Genomic DNA, 15,555 nt, shown 5'->3' on the forward strand with positions numbered 1-15,555 from the left:
GGTTGGCACCGCGAAGGTTGGCACCGCGAAGGTTGGCACCGCGAAGGTCGGCATCGCGAAGGTCGGCATCGTAAAGGTCGGCATCGCGAAGGTCGGCATCGTAAAGGTCGGCACCGCGAAGGTTGGCATCGCGAAGGTTGGCATCGGCAGCTATCGCAGCCTCTGCAACATGACGAGCGATCATCCCAGATTCCATTCCTTCAGGAATTTCACATGTAAATAGAACTTCGCCAGTCCAACGGTTTTTGATTTCATGATTTTGTGTCATACTTATCTCGCTCTTTGAGTAAAAGTCCCGTCGGTCGAATGTCAGGGACTTTTTTGTTGTCTTGATGAGATTATTAAACCAAAGGTATAAAATTAAATCAAGTAAAATTTAAACCATAGGTGAAAATAATTTATACCTAGGTTTAATGTTTTCTGATAGACAAAAGAAAACCCACACTAGGTGGGTTTAAGAAAATTCATTAAATTAAGTTATCATTGGTCCAGCAATTTCAATACTTGATATAAAATCAATTGGTATTGCTATTTTCTCTCCACTCTTGGTCTCAAAGTGTATCCAAATAGCCGAAGCCTCTTTCTCAAAGCTTACACTGATTACCTTTACATGATTATATGGTTCAGCATCGTTAGGTAGGATGATATTGTGCCTGCAATTATCTCTTACAATATTAATAAGAACTTCGTTAATTGATATCTGTTGAGCTAGGCTTAATTCTCTATAAGTGTGTAGTTCAGGCGGTTTTTTATTTTTCACGTCTTATCCCGCACGCCAAAATTGACGCCCCATAACCTTAAAATTTAAGCCGTTTTGTTCTGTTACTTCACGATCACGATATTTGGGATTTAGGCTATGTAAAATCAGCTTTCCTCCTTCTTCCTTGAATATTTGCTTAATCATGCCTTCGCCTTCAAAGTAAACAGCATAGATCTCCCCATCAATGATTTCTGTCTGTGAAATATCAATCCCAACAAGATCCTGGTCATGAATGAAATCAGACATACTATCGCCCTTAGCTTTGATAATTCTCATGCATTTTGGGTCAACATGCTTTCTTTGAAAAAAAGAAGGTGGGAAGGGAAACTTTCCATTAATAACATCAAAATGAAACTCGATTGATTCACCAGCGCCACAAGAAAAATTAGCTTCCACCACGTCAATCCAAATAAATCCGTTTTCAGTTTCGTAATCAACAACAGTAGGCTCATGAATATCATCTACATCAAAAGAAGAATCGTCTTTCTTTGTTAAGCCATGCTTATCCATGAACTGCTGCATGTTGAAGTTAGTTAAATTCTCACTTTTCTTGCCATTTAAAAGCCATCCAGCATCGACTTCCAGCAATTCAGCCAACTTATCTAGAGTCTCTTTGCTAATTTGTCCCTTTTTCCATTTAGAGGGAGCTTGAGGCGACAAACCTATCATTGTGGCAGCTTTTGCCCAAGATAATTTCTTAGCGTTCAGAGATTCTTGAATGCGCTCAACCATTGTGCTCATAACTGTCATCACTTGAAACCTTTGGTTAAATTTTCGTATAAAAAGAATAAAAATGAAAGCAACCATAGGTTGAAATAAATTTTAACTCATGGTTTAATAAAAATATCGAAGTGGTATAAATAAGGTTTAAATATGAATCCTATTCAACTAGCTATTGATGCTGTTGGTGGGCGAACCTCAGCAGCAGCGTTGCTCGGGATTTCCTATGTAGCTGTGCGGAAAATGGCAGAGAAAGGTGTTTTACCAAGAACTGACTACACAGGCGAAACGAATTACGCACAGATTTTTGCAGAGCATAGCAATGGAAAATTAACCAAAGAGTGGTTGCTTGATAAAGCGAATCCAAAACATTTAGCAGCTTAAGGACAAATGTATGAGTCTTGAAAAAAAATCTACGCATGTGCGTTTGTCTCCTGAAAACCATGAGCGAGCAAAAGTTCTCGCTGAAATCAAAGGTAAAGACCTTGCTCAATATCTTGCATATCTCCTTGAAAAAGAAATAGCAGGTGAGTGGCATGTACTTAATTTACAAGCAAAATCATTCGAGCGCTTGGGATTAGGAGCTTTGATGCGGGATCTCTCTACAGAAGTAATTTTCGGTGAGGGATTGGAAGGGATTAACGGGAATCAAGGGCAATAAAAAACCGCTTTCCAGTTACAGCTGGCAGCGGTCATGTTCAGTGAGGTAAATCAAATGAACTATCAAATATTAGCAGACATTGAACTAAATCGGAAGATTAGTTGTCTGCAAAAAGCAATAGAGTCTTATGCTCTCAATCACACTTTGGAAAACTCAATTGCAGTAGCCAAGGCGAAAGCTGAATTGGTTGCTTTTGTGATGGAGGGTGTTTGATGAGTGCATTAAAAATTATGCCTTTGGAGAATGTTGACATTCACCCAAGCACAGCAAAAAGGAATGAGCAAAAAGCCATGTCCAAAAAAGAAGATGGTTATACACCATTGCCTAATTTTGTTTGTGATGAAGGTTATTTAGCTGTTTTAAGTGGTGAGGCCATCAAGTGTCTAGTTTTGCTTAATAGGCATATCAAGGGCTTTCATGAAGAAAACAAAGCTATTGGTGAATCATTAATCTTGAAATTAGCAGGCTTTAAAGACAAGAGAACTGTCAGAAAAGCTATGTCTGATTTAGCAAAGTACAACCTTGTAAAAATCACAAAAACTTTGGGGAAATCTAAAAGCTATGAAGTAACTTTTGAGTCAAGATTTTCTATTGAACTAGTAACATCAAATGATACTGGTGCATTAAAAGTAGTTACATCAAATGTACCTAGACTAGTAACATCAAATGATACTGGAACTAGTAGCATCAAATGTCACTCTGTAAAAGAAAAGAAAATAAACTTAAAAGAAAGTGATGAGCATGGAAATCCAGTCGATGAAGTTTTAAATATTTGGCAACCAGATTTACATCAACTCAATTCTTGGATGCAAAGATCAGGGTTGCCAAAAATCAATCAAGCTCAGGTCGAAGAATTACTACTTGAAATTAATCCTCATTACGAAAGCAAAATCCATACTGGTGCAGTAACACCAAACCAAATGTATTCAAACTTCGTGAAGTGGGTGAAGCGAGATTTCAAACTCACTGAAAAACTATTCAAACAAGCTGCACAAGACAACACACAAGCTATCAATCCTGAAAGCTTTGAAGCTGACATGGGGGATTGGTAATGAGTCATATTCACAATATCCCAATGGAACAAGCTGTTCTTACAGCACTTATGACTGTTGCGAACTCTTTTGATGTGGTGAGCAATGATCTTGATGAAGGCTGCTTCTTTCCAGAGCGCCACAAGCAAATTTTCAAAGCAATTGCAGAATTGGCCAATGAAAACAAACCTTATGATTTCGTAATGGTTGAGCAACAGCTTAAACAAAAAAATGTAATTCATTTGATGGGCGGCTCTGAATACTTGCTTCAAATGAGCAGTGAAGCGCCTTCGAGTTTTTACAATCTTGAGTCATACACAGCGGAGCTAAATAAATTCAAGGCTCACCGTGAAGTTGAAAAAATGGGTGAAAGTATTGCGCAAATCTCGCAAGACTTAACCATTCCAGATATTCACATTGCAGCTGAATCGATTCTTGATGGGAAGAAGACTGGCAACGATGTTGAGAAGTCTAGTTTCACATTTGAGGAAGCAATCAAGCGCTCTGTAGATCGATTAATTGAGAAAGCGGAAGCTAAAAACAACAAGCAATACGCAGGAGTGAAATTCAATCTAGCTCACTTGGATAACCTAGTTGGATTAATTCAGAAAGGTCATTTTTGTGTGATTGGTGGTAGACCAGGTTCAGGTAAATCAACACTGGCTCAAATGGTCGCTATTCAAACCGCTGTCCAGTTTCGTGAAGCTGTTTTGGTTGTATCTGCTGAAATGGATGTTGAGACCTTCACTAACCGCTGTGTGTCAGCATTAACACATATTCCTTATGACAATATTCACAATGCAGAGCTGTTTGATGGGATGTTAGGCCAATTTGCAGATGCTCAAAAGCGTTTCAGTAAACTGCCAATTCATATCGAAGATAAGCAGAAGCCTACCATTGCTGAAATTCATTCTTATGCACGTAAGGCTAAACGCAAATATAAGCGCCTTGGCTGCATTGTTATTGATTACTTGCAGTTGGTACGCGACCCAAGCAAAAAAGACCGCTATCAAGAAGTCAGCTCAATTAGCCGTGATTTAAAAGCATTGGCTAAGGAGTTCAATTGTCCAGTGATTGCTTTGGCTCAGTTAAACCGTGAATCAGAGAAAGGGAAACGCCCCAAAGCATCCGATCTCAAAGAGTCAGGTCAGATTGAACAGGATGCCGATCAAATCATCTTGGCTCATCCAATTCTCAATAACGATGACGAATTACCAAGCGGCATTACAGAAATCATTGTTGCGAAAAACCGTCATGGCAAGCGTGGTGTTGTGCGTGTTCTAGATCGTTTAGATATCTGTCGTTTTGCTTCGATTAAGGAAGAAGTTGGAGGTACAGCGTGAAACATCCTCTAGATAATCAAACTGTGGATTAGGTGGAGAATCGTATGGTTCCAAATCTAACCCAAGTACGCCAAGCACTAAAACTATTAGCTAAGCGCAAAGGCAGACCAGACTATGAGCTATGCACAGTGAAAGAAGTTAAGTGTGCATTAGAGTATGGGTTGGAGCATCCATTAATCAAAGAGCTTCCTTTCTTTGAGTTGGAGCCGAAGCAAGCTGATAAGCCGTTAAAGCCTTACGGTACACGAGAATATCCAAAGCCAATTGATAGAAAAGAAATGGAGATTTGGCTTAAAAACTATGACGGCAATTGGAATGATTTGGCTGCTCTGGCTGGATGTTCTGTTTGGAACTTGCGACATATTAAACATGGTCGAATTAATTGCACGTTGAATATGTACAACAAAGTAATGAAGGCGCGAAAAGAATTAAAAGGGGCAGCGGCATGAACCAAATCATTACTAAACGTGACTCACGTGACGGAGAAGGGCGATGAATAAAGTAATTAGTTTTAGCGGTGGCCGAACTTCAGCTTATTTAGTTCACCTTTTCAAGGATGATCCTGAAGCGCGCTTTGTATTTATGGACACAGGCGCAGAACATCCAGCTACATACCAATTTATCAAAGATATTGTGAAGCATTGGGGAATTAATCTTGTTTGCCTTCGTGTTGTTGTCAATCCTGTAATGAATATTGGCGGAAGCTACAAAATCATTTCTCTGGATGACTTAAAACAGGATTTAGAACCTTGGAAAGACATGCTTAAGAAGTATGGTAGTCCGTATTACAACACTCCTTTCTGCACCGCAAGAATGAAAACTGAACCATTTGAAAAATATTGCGCAGAAACCTTCGGGAAAAACTTTGAGCGTTGGATTGGGATGCGAATTGATGAACCAACACGATTACCAATTGAGGTATTAGAAAAATTAAATTTGCCAATACATAAAGATGCGAAACACCAGAAAGAAGGGTTTCGTTATTTAGCAGAAATTTGTGAATTTGAGAAAGATGATGTTCTGGATTGGTGGGAGCAACAACCTTTTGATTTAGCAATAACAGAGCATCTTGGTAACTGCGTTTTCTGCATAAAGAAAGGATTAAACAAAGTAGCTCTCGCCGCCAAAGATGAGCCAGAAATGGCTGTTAAGTGGATCGACGTAACCGAGGGTCCAGACGTTAGATCCGAAGGTCGTAAATACAATCACCATCGCATGTATCGAAAACGCTTACACATGAGTGATGTGATTGAAGCATATAAAGACCGTGACCGCGATGAAATGTACAAGGCATTACGCAGCAGCAAACGATATGAATCAGGCTCTTGCTCTGAATCATGTGAAGCGATTGTTTAAGGAGTAAAGCCAATGAACGCAATCCAATTAATTCAGCGTCATGGTGTTCAGCGAGCTAAAGAAAACTTGCCAGCATATGAAAGACTTTACTGCGGTCCTAAGCAGTTGTTTGTAGTAGAGCTCAAGCGCCTAGTTGAGAGCATTGACTTAATCAAATCCTATGGCGGGATTATAAACGCAAAAATGGACATTCGATATTTAGATATTGATTGGGATTATGACTCACCACGTCGTTCAGCTTTGAAACAAGCCATAGCAGACTACGAGGCAATTTATTTTGAGATCGGTGATTTAGTGGTTTGTACTGATGATGGTTTAGAAGCGGAATATCTAACCGTAAAAAAGATTACCGGATTTATTGATGATTGGGGTCTGGAGCTAAATGACGGTGAGCACTGGGTAAATACATATCGATTTCGACGCGCCACCGCAGAGGAAGAAACTGCGGGCCACCGCATTGACTTAGAAGAATTAAGAGACTGTGACACATCTCCAAATTGCAAGAAAATCGACTTAGAGCAGGTAAATAGCAATGATTGAGTTCGTAACGGTTTGGGTTTTAACAGTTGGCTATTTCGAATATGACTATCAGCAAGGTGGTCCAGCTACTTATCAATTGCAGTATGCCACTCAATCTGTCTGTGAAAAGCAAAAGAAAAACCATGTGATTGAAAACCGCGGTTATAAGACAAGATTTTGGGCTAGATGTGATTTTCAGCAAATCCCAGTTTATAAGCAGGTGAAGTGATGAGAAGTGAATTTGAGAAAAACAGATATTGGATAGGTTTATTCAAAACTGATGTTGAATTTAATGCATTGCTTGGCGAGTTTGGAAGATACGAATTAAACGGTTCTAGAGATGTGAATCATAGCTACTTGGAAGCTTTTAACGGTAAGTGGGAAGCATACGCCAAAGCTTGGAATCACCGCCAGACCGAGGTGGATGAGCTGCAAAAGCGGATGGATGCGGCACGAAAACTTATTGACGACTGGAATTGTGGTGGGGTTAATCTGTTTGACTCGTTGGAAGCGTTAGAGCAAGCGCTCAAGGGGAATGAAGCATGAAGATCTATTTAATCTACTGCACCTATGTTTGCTTTGTGCTTTCACTCAGCGTCATTCGCTTTCGTGCAAGAGAATTCAAAGCCAAACATGGTATTGAGGGATGGCTCTCTTACTATTTTGCTTGTGTGTCAGGCTCGGTTGTCGTTATGTCGATTGTGATCAATTGGATCAAGGGGCATTTCTAATGACTGACTTTCAAGCGTTCTTATTATTTGCAGCATTCTTGGCGTTAATTGGAATTTGGAGCTGATATGAACACAACATTCAAACAGGCTCAAAGAAGTAGATCAAAACCTGTGGCGCGTTCAAGCGTGTCACGGAAGTTTGGAAAGACAGTCAGCAAGGGTGAGGCTCTATTGGAGAATCACCTCAATGCTCTAAAGATTCCATTTACAAAGGAGTATCGGTTTCATCCAGAACGACGGTGGTTAGCAGATTTCAGAATTGATGACATGCCTATTTTGGTTGAAGTTGAAGGTGGTGTATTCAGCAATGGTCGTCACACAAGAGGTGAAGGCTACACAAAGGATTGCGAGAAGTATTCAGCAGCAGCAGTGAATGGTTGGTTTGTGATACGTGGCACTACAGCACAGATCAAAGAAGGATTAGTCATCCAATGGATTGAGAAGCTTATTGAACGGTTGAGAGGTGGGTGATGGATATAGCAAAAATCCGAGAAGGTGCACCAGTTGGAGCTGAGTTCTTCGCTTTTGCACCTCTATGGGTGGGTGGCGCTTTCTATTTCAAAGAATATGGCGATCGAATCCTTATGCAAGACATGAACAAGCAATGGGTTCATGCATGTGAAACAGTAGAAGAACTATTTGATCTTGGTGGGCTTCCTTTAAGTTATGAGCCTATCGACTGGGTCAAGAAATTAGAAAACATTTGAGGTGACGGTATGAATGCGGCAGTAGTAACAGAAAAATTATCAAATCTTGAATGGGTTGGACAGCAGATGAGAGCTAAGACAGCAAACTATGAAGCTTCAACAATGTCGACTGGTGAAAAGGCGCCTACGTGGGAAGAGCGGTGTGGTGCCATTGCATCAATCGAAGATCAGGCAACAAAGGCATATTGTGAATTGCTCGTATGGGGTGATTATCGTGATAACACTCTTGCTTACCATACACTTGAAAAGTATTTTGCAAATCTATTGTTAATACAGCTAAAGAAAGAAGTGAAAAGGGTAAGATTTAATTTAGAATCTTTCGCCTTAAAAATTGCCAAGATGACTTTGTTTTTAAATCTTAGAGATGTTGATTTTAATACAGAGCAGAAATTAAAGTTTTTTAATATCGTTGAGGTTAAGCCGCGCACTTACCGAGAGCACTATGCATATCTTGAGTTTATGGTGACAATCGCTCTTGAGGACATGCAAGATGAAATAGATTTTTATGTTGATTTGTATAGAAAAAATATTAGGAATTCTTAATTGACAATAAACCCCCATACAAGATATAGTTTTAATACACTGGTCGTACTACACAGTAAAGTGACCAACTGATAAAAGCTCATCGAAAGGTGGGCTTTTTTGTTGTCTAAAGTTTCCTCTTTATGCCCTGCTTCGGTGGGGCTTTTTTTAATTTAGAGAAGTGAATATACGCCAATGTAGTAGAGCGGCTCTGGTATTGGACGCAATAGTGAAAACAGAGTGGTTGTCGTGCCTTAGGGACTGTTCACTTCATCTAAGTTAAAGGAGCATAAAAAATGGATGGATATGGAATCGGTGAAGGTTGGGATGGTTGAATATGGACACAATCGAAGCGAAGAAAAATTTAGAAATCTACAAGAGCAATTTATGCAAGCTGCAAAGTTATAACCATTTGTTCAGTAGCCAGACATTCAAAGATGAGTGTGAGAGAGTTAAGAAAGACTTAGTCAAACGAATCGAGAACCTAGAAGATGCGTTCGCAAAAGAGGCTAAACGAAATAAGGCAGTTGCCTTGCGTTAGATGCGGCTCTAGTCCAAGTCAAGCAGCTCACAGTAATTTCGCCATACACGGCAAATCACGCAGCAGAAAGGCTGATGACTGCTACACAATTCCGTTGTGCCATATCTGTCATCGTTGGTTTGATGGGTACTACCAACTGACACGTGAACAATCTAAAGAATGGTTCGATCAAGCATTGAATAAAACCAATCGGATGCTGAATGTCAAAAATGACGAGCAGGATGACGTTTTTTGATATATTGAGCTTTTTAATACAAGTAAAAGTTATGGAATACGCAAAAATAGAAGGTCTATATGACCAGTTTGTGAATCATGAAGGTTACGCAAAACTAAGTGACCTTGCCTCATCCAGTTATGGAAACGGAAACATTGGGATGATTATGATGTTTCTGACAACAAAGTTTAAATCTAAAAATAAGAAAATATTCTTTCATCATGATTTTAAAATTTTGGTGGATGATAAGTTGGTGTCTCTTGACTTGAATAAGGCACCAGAATTTAAAGATCAAGATAGATTTTTAGCTTGGCTCCATGAACAAATCTTTAATCAAACTTAAGCCACCCTCGGGTGGTTTTTTATTGCGAGGAAAAACATATGTCAATCAAATCAGAAGCACCTAAAGGTGCAACACATATTTATCAAGATCATTCATTCAATACAAACTATTGCTTTTACTGTGAAGAGTTAGAGGAATGGCTTGCGCACGATAAATTTGATGAGTCTTGGAAAACAAAAGATTTAAGCTCTTTTTTAATAGAGGAAATCTAATGTCCATTAGTGAATTACTTGAAGATAAGTTTGAGGATGAACTTTTAAAGTTCTTGAACCAGTTTCAGGATGAGAATGACTGCAAAATCAAAGAATGGTCTTTTACTCCTGATAGCGATAACAACTATACATTGCGAGTTGAAGTTGAAAAGGAAGACTCAAATTTAATGTGTTGAGGTGGGTATGAATCAAGCAGTGTTCACCATCAAAGATCACTCAGACATCACTAAAACAATGTCGTACCTACATACCAATTACACACAGGCCAATTTTGAGAATAAGCCTTTGGTTGTGACAATCTCACCTGAATGTAAAAAGCGTTCCTTAGCGCAAAATTCCCTTTATTGGAAATGGCTTTCAGTTATTGAGAAGAAGACAGGTAATGATAAGGATCAATTGCACTTTGAGTTTAAGAAGAAATTTCTAATCAGCATATTGAAGCGTGACGACAAAGAATACGCTGAGATGTGTTTAGCCTTGTCCATATTAAAACAAAGCGAATCTGAGCAATTTGAAGCCATTGCCAATGGCGTGATTAGGGAGACTTCAACTACTCGGATGGATACAAAACAATACACCGAATATCTACAACAGATCGAAGCGTATGCACTGGCAAAGTTGGGTATATCACTACCTGTGCCAGATGACCTTAAATTTGCATTGGAGATGGCCCATGGTCTGTAAATCATGTGAAGAACGTCGTGAATGGATGAGAGTTCAATATGAGCGAGCAAAAGAAAGAACAGCCCAAGCAATCAAACGCATTAGAGGAATTGCTGACAAAGATAGTGGAACAGAACACAACACTGATTCAGCAGATAGCGAACAAGGATCAGATAATCCTAGCAGCACTGGAACAGAACAACGAACTCCTGTTGCAACTAAGCGAACAAGAGTCAGAACAACCAAGGTCGAGAACTCTTGATTAAGAGGTGGCTATGTCACGCAATATTGTATTGAAAAGAACCAAAGGTTCTAAAGGTCCATTAGCATTACATGATGCAATCACAGGTGAGATGCTTTCCTCACAACAAGAACTCAAGATCGAATCAAATCCAAATGGATATGTTGAGTTAAACGTTAAGTTCATCGTTGATGGTGATCGATTAAGAATAGTTGGTGATCATGAAACTACAAACACTCAAGCCTAGACTACAGGCACAGAGAACGCCAAGGCAGAATAGTTGGGGTTCAGGTCGTGGTGGTCGTCCATGGCGTAGGCTCAAAGCAAAGATACACCTTAGAGATAAGCACACATGCCAATGCTGTGGTGTTGTCACAATGGAGCTTGAGTTAGATCACATCGTTAATATTGCACAGGGTGGTAATGATGATGAGTCAAACCTACAGAGCTTGTGTGTGCCTTGTCATAAAGAGAAGACGTTGAAGGAGAGTAGATTATGAAAGAATCGATACTTATTCCTGATGATGCCACCCATAAAGTTGTATGGGGTGATATGACTTATCTCTATAAACATGAAAAAGGGTTTTGGTACGCTTGGATTGGTAATGCATGGGATGATGTAGTTGGGTTAAGAATATATTGGTTTTTCGGATGGAAGTTACAGACGAAGATTAGTTCGATCGCACATAAATTAATTCCAATAAAATGCACTAAAAAGATGCAGAAAATCTGAGAAGGCTGGGGGGAGGTAAATTATTTTTTAAGAATTTTTTACGGACACCGCCCACCAACTCATTTATAAAAAAATTATCCATTTCAAAAATATGTTAAAGGAGGGTATATGGCTTTAACAGAAAAAAAGAAGGCATTTGCCCTCGCAAAACGAAACGGTAAAGACAATAAAGAAGCGGCTATTTTAGCTGGATGCCCTGAAAAGACTGCATCTGCGGCTGGTGCACGTTTAGCCAAAGATCAAGACGTTATTGCTTATCTGGAACGACTTGATGAAGCCACTCCTGAACAAGCTGTTAAACATGAGGTTAAACCTTTAACAACTTTCACAACCATAGCAACATCTAAGAATTTGTCGGACCCCTTGGAGTTTTTGGAGTCGGTATTTTCTGATCCAGTTGAAGATATGGCTCTACGTGTACGCGCTGCCCAAGCGGCACTTCCATACGTACACGGCAAAGTGGCAGAAAAGGGCAAGAAAGAAACTAAGCAAGAAAAGGCACAAGAAGCAACTAAAAGCGGAAAGTTCGCAACTCTTGAAAACCAATTGAGAAGCTAAAAATGACAGCAAAACTTCCCGACTGGACAACTGCATGCCCAGATTGGGAAGAGCGCATCGTTCAAGGCAAATCTTTAATGCCTTGCAAGCCTCTTTTTCAGGATGTCGCAGATGTTGCCCTTAAAACATTTAACGCGCTTAAAGTGGTTGATGTAATGGACTCTCCTGAAATGGGAGAGATTGTTCGAGAATGGGTTACAGAATTTGTTGCGGCTATTTTTGGTGCTTATAATCCAGAGTCAAGAAGAAGACTGATTAATGAGTTTTTCCTCCTAATTCCAAAGAAAAATACCAAGTCGACCATTGCTGCATTCATCATGCTAACTGCTTTTATTCTTAATGGGCGGATGTCAGCAGAATTGATCATTCTTGCGCCAACTAAAGAAGTAGCGGATAACTCGTTTAATCCTATTCGAGATGCTATTAGGGCTGACCCTGATTTAGATGAGATGATGAATATCTCAGAACATACCAAAACAATTACACATAATGGTACAGCAGCAACTTTAAAAGTAGTTGCAGCAGATGATAAATCAACAGGTGGTAAAAAAGCTTCTTGGGTTTTAGTAGATGAGCTGCATTTATTTCAAACAATGTCATCAGCAGCTTCAATGTTCCGAGAAGCAACAGGCGGTATGGCTTCAAGACATGAAGCTTGTTTAATCTGGCTATCAACACAGTCAAAAGAACCACCATGTGGAGTATTTAAGACAAAACTCGATTACGCACGTGATGTCCGTGATGGCAAGGTAATAAACAAGAAATTCTTGCCTTTGATTTATGAATTTCCTCAATCAATGATTGATTCCGAGGAATACAAAGATCCGAAAAACTTCCACATCCCAAATCCAAACTATGGAACAAGTGTTGATCCAGAGCAATTAGAAGATGACCATGAAAAGGCTCTTTATGCAGGTGAAGAGGACACTAAAGACTTCTTTGCAAAACGTCTAAATGTCCAAATAGGCATGAATCTACGTCAAGGGCGTTGGGCTGGATCAGACTTTTGGGAAGAAAAAGAACGAGTTATGACGCTTGATGAGTTGATTGAAAAATCTGCCTGTATCACTGTGGGATTCGATGGCGGTGGACTTGATGATTTATTCAGCATGTATGTCGTTGGTCGGGATAAAGATTACAGGCCTTTATGGCGTGGTTGGTCTATGTCTTGGATTCACCCAATTGCAATGGAAAGACGAAAAGAAAATAAGCAATTGATGGAAGATTTTGAGAAAGCTGAAGAGTTAGTAATCGTTGAGAATATTGGAGACGATGTTGACCAAGCAGGAGCTATAGCAAAACGTATCTTTGATACAGGAAAGATGCCAGAGCAAGCTTTTGGATTGGACCAACTTGGTATGCCATCACTTCTTGATGGGCTGTTAGCTGCTGGAATTCCTCAAGAATCTATGATGGCTGTTCCACAGGGTTACAAACTTTCTGGATATGCAACCACGGCAGAAAGAAAGCTGGCAGAAGGAACTTTCATTCCTGCCAAACAATCACTCGTTAAGTGGGCAGTAAGTAATGCAAAAGGTAAGGTAACTGGTAATGCTGTGATGATTACCAAACAAGAATCTGGCAAAGGGAAAATAGATCCTGTCATAGCAATGTTTAACGCAGTTGCTCTTATGTCCATGAACCCTGAACCATCAACAAAAGAATACAACGTCTTTTTCGTTTAATTAAATTCAACTAATGACCGCCTTAATAGGCGGTTTTTGCATTTTGGAGGGGCTATGACTGCTCTGCACAAATCATTCGGCTCATTCGAAATCAAGGCCGTTGACGAAGAGAAGCGAACATTCAAAGGTATGGCAAGTACACCTAATCAGGACCGTGCAAAAGACATCATGGTGCCAACTGGTGCCAAATTCACTTTGCCGATGCCTTTGTTATTTCACCATGACCACAAATCGCCTATTGGGCATGTCACTGATGTGAAGGTTACAAGTAAAGGGATTGAGGTAGAGATTCACCTGCCAAAGATTGAAGAAGAAGGGGTACTTAAAGCCCGAATTGATGAAGCTTACCAATCTCTAAAACACGACCTGGTAAAAGGTCTGTCAGTTGGTTTTATCCCAAATTGGGATGACGCAGAAATGATTAAAGGTGGTGGGATTAAATTCAATGATTGGGAGTTTTATGAACTTTCCCTTGTCACCATTCCATGCAATCGCGAAAGCGAAACAGATTTTAAAAAAGCATTTGAGGAACACAAAGCCGCGTTGGGCAATACACCTCAGAACGTTCCAGATGGCGCTACATCTGAGCAAAAACACGTAACTGTAAAACTAAATAGCCCAACAAAGGGTGGAGTATCTCTATGAATAAATATTTAAAACAGCTTCTTGATGCACTGGCAGCTAAAAACAAAGAATTGGAAGGTCACATGACTAAATCTTTGGATGCTGGTCAAACGCCTGATGAAGAAACTGAAAAGTCAATTCAAGCGGTTGAGGCCGAAATTGCCGCAATCGAAAAGAACATCGAGCGAGTCAAAAAGCAAATTGCAGCTGCTGCTGAAGCGGCCAAAACGGCAACACCTGTGGCAGGGAATGATTCCGAAGAGGCAACGAAATCTGCTAAAGGTGATCCAGATCCAAAAGCAGATCCGAAGATTGAAGTTGTGAAATTAGAGAAAGGTGTTGGTTTCGCCCAATATGCGCGAGCTAAAATCTGCTCTCAGTTGGCAGCAAAGAATGGCAACTATATTACCCCGCATGAAATGGCTAAACAAATGGGCTTTGGTGATGAGGTTCAGGATTTAGTTCAAAAGGCAACAGTGGGTACAACTACTGATCCAAACTTCGCAGCATCATTAGTGCGTGATAATCACCTTGTTGGTGAATTTGTAGATATGCTTCGTGCAGCTACTGTATTTGACAAGTTACAAGGCATGCGCAATGTGCCATTTAACTCTGTAATTCCTTCTAAAACGAAGCGTGGTAAAGCAAGTTGGGTAGGTGAGGGTAAGAAAAAACCATTAACCAATCCAGAGTTTGGTGATGTGAAAATCGGGCAACACAAATTAGCTGCCATTACCGTTTACACACAAGAGTTGATTCTTCGTTCAGATCCATCTGTTGACATTCTTGTTCGTGATGACTTGATTGAAGCTTCGCAAATTCTTATTGATGAAACTTTCTTGGGGGCACAACCAGCAACTGATGAAGTTCCTGTAGGTATTATCAATGGAGTGCCTGCAATCCCATCAACTGGCACCACAGCAGCGGCATATGACAACGATTTAACTGAACTTGAAGATACCTTCATTGAAGCAAACTTGTCCTTAGATGGCTCGTATTACTTAATGTCAGAAACTCGTGCAGCACGCATGAGTCGAATTCGCGATGCACTTGGCAACCGCTACTTTGAAGGTATGCAGGGTGTGAATAAGGAGCTTAACGGTCGACCTGTGATTACTTCACAAACGGTTGGAGATAAAATTATCCTGATTAAAACATCTGAAATTCTATTAGCTCAAGATGGTGGTGTTGATGTTTCTTACTCAGACCAAGCAACTTTAGAAAACACAGATGGAACTATCATTAACTTATGGCAAGAAAACAAATTTGCCGTACGTGTAGAGAAGTTTATTACATGGAATAAACGCCGACCAATTGCTGCGGCTTGGATTGATTATTCAACTCCAACACCTTAATGGTAATTTGACTAAAACAGCTCCTTAAATGGGGCT

The 15,555-nt window shown here is 40.0% G+C and carries 30 protein-coding genes; 27 read left to right on the forward strand and 3 right to left on the reverse strand.

Annotation, left to right across the window (positions count from 1 at the left end; genetic code table 11):
* The 3 genes from MN869_RS09415 to MN869_RS09425 all read right to left on the reverse strand — a co-directional run.
* Nucleotides 1-268 (reverse strand): pentapeptide repeat-containing protein (locus MN869_RS09415; RefSeq protein ID WP_243307252.1); only part of this gene is annotated, 268 nt, incomplete at its 3' end.
* Between the two features lie 204 nt (nucleotides 269-472).
* Nucleotides 473-760: a hypothetical protein gene (locus MN869_RS09420; protein ID WP_171293742.1), complete on the reverse strand. Its 288-nt coding sequence runs from the start codon at nucleotides 758-760 to the stop codon at nucleotides 473-475.
* 3 nt (nucleotides 761-763) lie between these two features.
* A complete protein-coding gene (locus MN869_RS09425; protein ID WP_112986276.1) occupies nucleotides 764-1,510 on the reverse strand; it encodes a LexA family transcriptional regulator in 747 nt (248 codons plus the stop codon).
* A 123-nt stretch (nucleotides 1,511-1,633) separates the two neighbouring features.
* Here MN869_RS09425 and MN869_RS09430 point away from each other — a divergent pair, with 123 nt between their 5' ends.
* From MN869_RS09430 to MN869_RS09560, 27 genes are all read left to right on the forward strand, one after another.
* Nucleotides 1,634-1,864: a hypothetical protein gene (locus MN869_RS09430; protein ID WP_112986275.1), complete on the forward strand. Its 231-nt coding sequence runs from the start codon at nucleotides 1,634-1,636 to the stop codon at nucleotides 1,862-1,864.
* A 10-nt stretch (nucleotides 1,865-1,874) separates the two neighbouring features.
* Nucleotides 1,875-2,141 carry a hypothetical protein gene (locus tag MN869_RS09435; protein ID WP_061519342.1) on the forward strand — a complete coding sequence of 89 codons (267 nt, stop codon included), beginning with the start codon at nucleotides 1,875-1,877 and terminating at the stop codon, nucleotides 2,139-2,141.
* Between the two features lie 54 nt (nucleotides 2,142-2,195).
* Entirely contained in the window at nucleotides 2,196-2,354 is a 159-nt protein-coding gene (locus MN869_RS09440) for a hypothetical protein (RefSeq protein ID WP_241286655.1), read from the forward strand.
* Complete coding sequence (locus tag MN869_RS09445) at nucleotides 2,354-3,193, forward strand: replication protein (RefSeq protein ID WP_171553615.1); 840 nt, start codon at nucleotides 2,354-2,356, stop codon at nucleotides 3,191-3,193. Before MN869_RS09440 ends, MN869_RS09445 begins: the two co-directional genes overlap by 1 nt.
* Entirely contained in the window at nucleotides 3,193-4,515 is a 1,323-nt protein-coding gene (locus MN869_RS09450; protein ID WP_243307259.1) for a DnaB-like helicase C-terminal domain-containing protein, read from the forward strand. The genes MN869_RS09445 and MN869_RS09450 overlap by 1 nt, the downstream gene beginning before the upstream one ends.
* A 44-nt stretch (nucleotides 4,516-4,559) precedes the next feature.
* Complete coding sequence (locus tag MN869_RS09455) at nucleotides 4,560-4,964, forward strand: hypothetical protein (RefSeq protein ID WP_243307262.1); 405 nt, start codon at nucleotides 4,560-4,562, stop codon at nucleotides 4,962-4,964.
* Between the two features lie 43 nt (nucleotides 4,965-5,007).
* Nucleotides 5,008-5,871 carry a phosphoadenosine phosphosulfate reductase family protein gene (locus tag MN869_RS09460; protein ID WP_243307270.1) on the forward strand — a complete coding sequence of 288 codons (864 nt, stop codon included), beginning with the start codon at nucleotides 5,008-5,010 and terminating at the stop codon, nucleotides 5,869-5,871.
* A gap of 12 nt (nucleotides 5,872-5,883) precedes the next feature.
* Complete coding sequence (locus MN869_RS09465; RefSeq protein WP_243307272.1) at nucleotides 5,884-6,411, forward strand: hypothetical protein; 528 nt, start codon at nucleotides 5,884-5,886, stop codon at nucleotides 6,409-6,411.
* On the forward strand, nucleotides 6,404-6,619 hold the full coding sequence (locus tag MN869_RS09470; RefSeq protein ID WP_243307275.1) for a hypothetical protein: 216 nt from the start codon (nucleotides 6,404-6,406) through the stop codon (nucleotides 6,617-6,619). Before MN869_RS09465 ends, MN869_RS09470 begins: the two co-directional genes overlap by 8 nt.
* Nucleotides 6,619-6,936 carry a hypothetical protein gene (locus MN869_RS09475; RefSeq protein WP_243307277.1) on the forward strand — a complete coding sequence of 106 codons (318 nt, stop codon included), beginning with the start codon at nucleotides 6,619-6,621 and terminating at the stop codon, nucleotides 6,934-6,936. The genes MN869_RS09470 and MN869_RS09475 overlap by 1 nt, the downstream gene beginning before the upstream one ends.
* Complete coding sequence (locus MN869_RS09480) at nucleotides 6,933-7,121, forward strand: hypothetical protein (RefSeq protein WP_243307279.1); 189 nt, start codon at nucleotides 6,933-6,935, stop codon at nucleotides 7,119-7,121. The genes MN869_RS09475 and MN869_RS09480 overlap by 4 nt, the downstream gene beginning before the upstream one ends.
* 66 nt (nucleotides 7,122-7,187) lie before the next feature.
* Nucleotides 7,188-7,592 (forward strand): hypothetical protein, encoded by a 405-nt coding sequence (locus MN869_RS09485; RefSeq protein WP_171553605.1) that lies wholly within the window; start codon nucleotides 7,188-7,190, stop codon nucleotides 7,590-7,592.
* Nucleotides 7,592-7,828 carry a hypothetical protein gene (locus MN869_RS09490; RefSeq protein WP_243307281.1) on the forward strand — a complete coding sequence of 79 codons (237 nt, stop codon included), beginning with the start codon at nucleotides 7,592-7,594 and terminating at the stop codon, nucleotides 7,826-7,828. The genes MN869_RS09485 and MN869_RS09490 overlap by 1 nt, the downstream gene beginning before the upstream one ends.
* 9 nt (nucleotides 7,829-7,837) lie before the next feature.
* A complete protein-coding gene (locus MN869_RS09495) occupies nucleotides 7,838-8,371 on the forward strand; it encodes a hypothetical protein (protein WP_033134632.1) in 534 nt (177 codons plus the stop codon).
* A gap of 470 nt (nucleotides 8,372-8,841) precedes the next feature.
* Nucleotides 8,842-9,126, forward strand: coding sequence for a hypothetical protein (locus MN869_RS09500; protein ID WP_243307282.1), 285 nt, complete (start codon nucleotides 8,842-8,844; stop codon nucleotides 9,124-9,126).
* Nucleotides 9,092-9,448, forward strand: a complete 357-nt coding sequence (locus MN869_RS09505) for a hypothetical protein (RefSeq protein ID WP_243307494.1) — start codon at nucleotides 9,092-9,094, stop codon at nucleotides 9,446-9,448. The genes MN869_RS09500 and MN869_RS09505 overlap by 35 nt, the downstream gene beginning before the upstream one ends.
* Nucleotides 9,449-9,486: 38 nt before the next feature.
* Nucleotides 9,487-9,660 carry a hypothetical protein gene (locus MN869_RS09510; RefSeq protein ID WP_243307284.1) on the forward strand — a complete coding sequence of 58 codons (174 nt, stop codon included), beginning with the start codon at nucleotides 9,487-9,489 and terminating at the stop codon, nucleotides 9,658-9,660.
* Nucleotides 9,660-9,836 carry a hypothetical protein gene (locus MN869_RS09515; RefSeq protein ID WP_243307286.1) on the forward strand — a complete coding sequence of 59 codons (177 nt, stop codon included), beginning with the start codon at nucleotides 9,660-9,662 and terminating at the stop codon, nucleotides 9,834-9,836. Before MN869_RS09510 ends, MN869_RS09515 begins: the two co-directional genes overlap by 1 nt.
* A gap of 7 nt (nucleotides 9,837-9,843) precedes the next feature.
* Nucleotides 9,844-10,344 (forward strand): recombination protein NinB, encoded by a 501-nt coding sequence (locus MN869_RS09520; RefSeq protein ID WP_243307288.1) that lies wholly within the window; start codon nucleotides 9,844-9,846, stop codon nucleotides 10,342-10,344.
* Nucleotides 10,334-10,585, forward strand: coding sequence for a hypothetical protein (locus MN869_RS09525; protein WP_243307290.1), 252 nt, complete (start codon nucleotides 10,334-10,336; stop codon nucleotides 10,583-10,585). Before MN869_RS09520 ends, MN869_RS09525 begins: the two co-directional genes overlap by 11 nt.
* A 13-nt stretch (nucleotides 10,586-10,598) precedes the next feature.
* Nucleotides 10,599-10,811, forward strand: a complete 213-nt coding sequence (locus MN869_RS09530; protein WP_243307299.1) for a hypothetical protein — start codon at nucleotides 10,599-10,601, stop codon at nucleotides 10,809-10,811.
* On the forward strand, nucleotides 10,786-11,064 hold the full coding sequence (locus MN869_RS09535; RefSeq protein WP_243307300.1) for an HNH endonuclease: 279 nt from the start codon (nucleotides 10,786-10,788) through the stop codon (nucleotides 11,062-11,064). The genes MN869_RS09530 and MN869_RS09535 overlap by 26 nt, the downstream gene beginning before the upstream one ends.
* Complete coding sequence (locus tag MN869_RS09540; protein WP_243307301.1) at nucleotides 11,061-11,297, forward strand: hypothetical protein; 237 nt, start codon at nucleotides 11,061-11,063, stop codon at nucleotides 11,295-11,297. Before MN869_RS09535 ends, MN869_RS09540 begins: the two co-directional genes overlap by 4 nt.
* 108 nt (nucleotides 11,298-11,405) lie before the next feature.
* Complete coding sequence (locus MN869_RS09545; protein WP_243307304.1) at nucleotides 11,406-11,855, forward strand: terminase small subunit; 450 nt, start codon at nucleotides 11,406-11,408, stop codon at nucleotides 11,853-11,855.
* A gap of 2 nt (nucleotides 11,856-11,857) precedes the next feature.
* Nucleotides 11,858-13,540 carry a terminase large subunit gene (locus MN869_RS09550; RefSeq protein ID WP_243307307.1) on the forward strand — a complete coding sequence of 561 codons (1,683 nt, stop codon included), beginning with the start codon at nucleotides 11,858-11,860 and terminating at the stop codon, nucleotides 13,538-13,540.
* A 54-nt stretch (nucleotides 13,541-13,594) separates the two neighbouring features.
* Entirely contained in the window at nucleotides 13,595-14,185 is a 591-nt protein-coding gene (locus MN869_RS09555) for an HK97 family phage prohead protease (RefSeq protein ID WP_243307310.1), read from the forward strand.
* A complete protein-coding gene (locus MN869_RS09560; RefSeq protein ID WP_243307312.1) occupies nucleotides 14,182-15,519 on the forward strand; it encodes a phage major capsid protein in 1,338 nt (445 codons plus the stop codon). The genes MN869_RS09555 and MN869_RS09560 overlap by 4 nt, the downstream gene beginning before the upstream one ends.
* The last annotated feature ends 36 nt before the right edge of the window (nucleotides 15,520-15,555 follow it).

This window comes from Acinetobacter sp. NIPH1876 (assembly GCF_022808535.1).
Taxonomy (GTDB): Bacteria; Pseudomonadota; Gammaproteobacteria; order Pseudomonadales; family Moraxellaceae; genus Acinetobacter; species Acinetobacter higginsii.

What these genes read in the sequence shown, in the direction of transcription:
- MN869_RS09425 (WP_112986276.1), bottom strand. Translation starts at nt 1,510, where the DNA reads ATGACAGTTATGAGCACAATGGTTGAGCGCATTCAAGAATCTCTGAAC.
- MN869_RS09430 (WP_112986275.1), top strand. Translation starts at nt 1,634, where the DNA reads ATGAATCCTATTCAACTAGCTATTGATGCTGTTGGTGGGCGAACCTCA.
- MN869_RS09435 (WP_061519342.1), top strand. Translation starts at nt 1,875, where the DNA reads ATGAGTCTTGAAAAAAAATCTACGCATGTGCGTTTGTCTCCTGAAAAC.
- MN869_RS09440 (WP_241286655.1), top strand. Translation starts at nt 2,196, where the DNA reads ATGAACTATCAAATATTAGCAGACATTGAACTAAATCGGAAGATTAGT.
- MN869_RS09445 (WP_171553615.1), top strand. Translation starts at nt 2,354, where the DNA reads ATGAGTGCATTAAAAATTATGCCTTTGGAGAATGTTGACATTCACCCA.
- MN869_RS09450 (WP_243307259.1), top strand. Translation starts at nt 3,193, where the DNA reads ATGAGTCATATTCACAATATCCCAATGGAACAAGCTGTTCTTACAGCA.
- MN869_RS09455 (WP_243307262.1), top strand. Translation starts at nt 4,560, where the DNA reads ATGGTTCCAAATCTAACCCAAGTACGCCAAGCACTAAAACTATTAGCT.
- MN869_RS09460 (WP_243307270.1), top strand. Translation starts at nt 5,008, where the DNA reads ATGAATAAAGTAATTAGTTTTAGCGGTGGCCGAACTTCAGCTTATTTA.
- MN869_RS09465 (WP_243307272.1), top strand. Translation starts at nt 5,884, where the DNA reads ATGAACGCAATCCAATTAATTCAGCGTCATGGTGTTCAGCGAGCTAAA.
- MN869_RS09470 (WP_243307275.1), top strand. Translation starts at nt 6,404, where the DNA reads ATGATTGAGTTCGTAACGGTTTGGGTTTTAACAGTTGGCTATTTCGAA.
- MN869_RS09475 (WP_243307277.1), top strand. Translation starts at nt 6,619, where the DNA reads ATGAGAAGTGAATTTGAGAAAAACAGATATTGGATAGGTTTATTCAAA.
- MN869_RS09480 (WP_243307279.1), top strand. Translation starts at nt 6,933, where the DNA reads ATGAAGATCTATTTAATCTACTGCACCTATGTTTGCTTTGTGCTTTCA.
- MN869_RS09485 (WP_171553605.1), top strand. Translation starts at nt 7,188, where the DNA reads ATGAACACAACATTCAAACAGGCTCAAAGAAGTAGATCAAAACCTGTG.
- MN869_RS09490 (WP_243307281.1), top strand. Translation starts at nt 7,592, where the DNA reads ATGGATATAGCAAAAATCCGAGAAGGTGCACCAGTTGGAGCTGAGTTC.
- MN869_RS09495 (WP_033134632.1), top strand. Translation starts at nt 7,838, where the DNA reads ATGAATGCGGCAGTAGTAACAGAAAAATTATCAAATCTTGAATGGGTT.
- MN869_RS09500 (WP_243307282.1), top strand. Translation starts at nt 8,842, where the DNA reads ATGCGTTCGCAAAAGAGGCTAAACGAAATAAGGCAGTTGCCTTGCGTT.
- MN869_RS09505 (WP_243307494.1), top strand. Translation starts at nt 9,092, where the DNA reads ATGTCAAAAATGACGAGCAGGATGACGTTTTTTGATATATTGAGCTTT.
- MN869_RS09510 (WP_243307284.1), top strand. Translation starts at nt 9,487, where the DNA reads ATGTCAATCAAATCAGAAGCACCTAAAGGTGCAACACATATTTATCAA.
- MN869_RS09515 (WP_243307286.1), top strand. Translation starts at nt 9,660, where the DNA reads ATGTCCATTAGTGAATTACTTGAAGATAAGTTTGAGGATGAACTTTTA.
- MN869_RS09520 (WP_243307288.1), top strand. Translation starts at nt 9,844, where the DNA reads ATGAATCAAGCAGTGTTCACCATCAAAGATCACTCAGACATCACTAAA.
- MN869_RS09525 (WP_243307290.1), top strand. Translation starts at nt 10,334, where the DNA reads ATGGTCTGTAAATCATGTGAAGAACGTCGTGAATGGATGAGAGTTCAA.
- MN869_RS09530 (WP_243307299.1), top strand. Translation starts at nt 10,599, where the DNA reads ATGTCACGCAATATTGTATTGAAAAGAACCAAAGGTTCTAAAGGTCCA.
- MN869_RS09535 (WP_243307300.1), top strand. Translation starts at nt 10,786, where the DNA reads ATGAAACTACAAACACTCAAGCCTAGACTACAGGCACAGAGAACGCCA.
- MN869_RS09540 (WP_243307301.1), top strand. Translation starts at nt 11,061, where the DNA reads ATGAAAGAATCGATACTTATTCCTGATGATGCCACCCATAAAGTTGTA.
- MN869_RS09545 (WP_243307304.1), top strand. Translation starts at nt 11,406, where the DNA reads ATGGCTTTAACAGAAAAAAAGAAGGCATTTGCCCTCGCAAAACGAAAC.
- MN869_RS09550 (WP_243307307.1), top strand. Translation starts at nt 11,858, where the DNA reads ATGACAGCAAAACTTCCCGACTGGACAACTGCATGCCCAGATTGGGAA.
- MN869_RS09555 (WP_243307310.1), top strand. Translation starts at nt 13,595, where the DNA reads ATGACTGCTCTGCACAAATCATTCGGCTCATTCGAAATCAAGGCCGTT.
- MN869_RS09560 (WP_243307312.1), top strand. Translation starts at nt 14,182, where the DNA reads ATGAATAAATATTTAAAACAGCTTCTTGATGCACTGGCAGCTAAAAAC.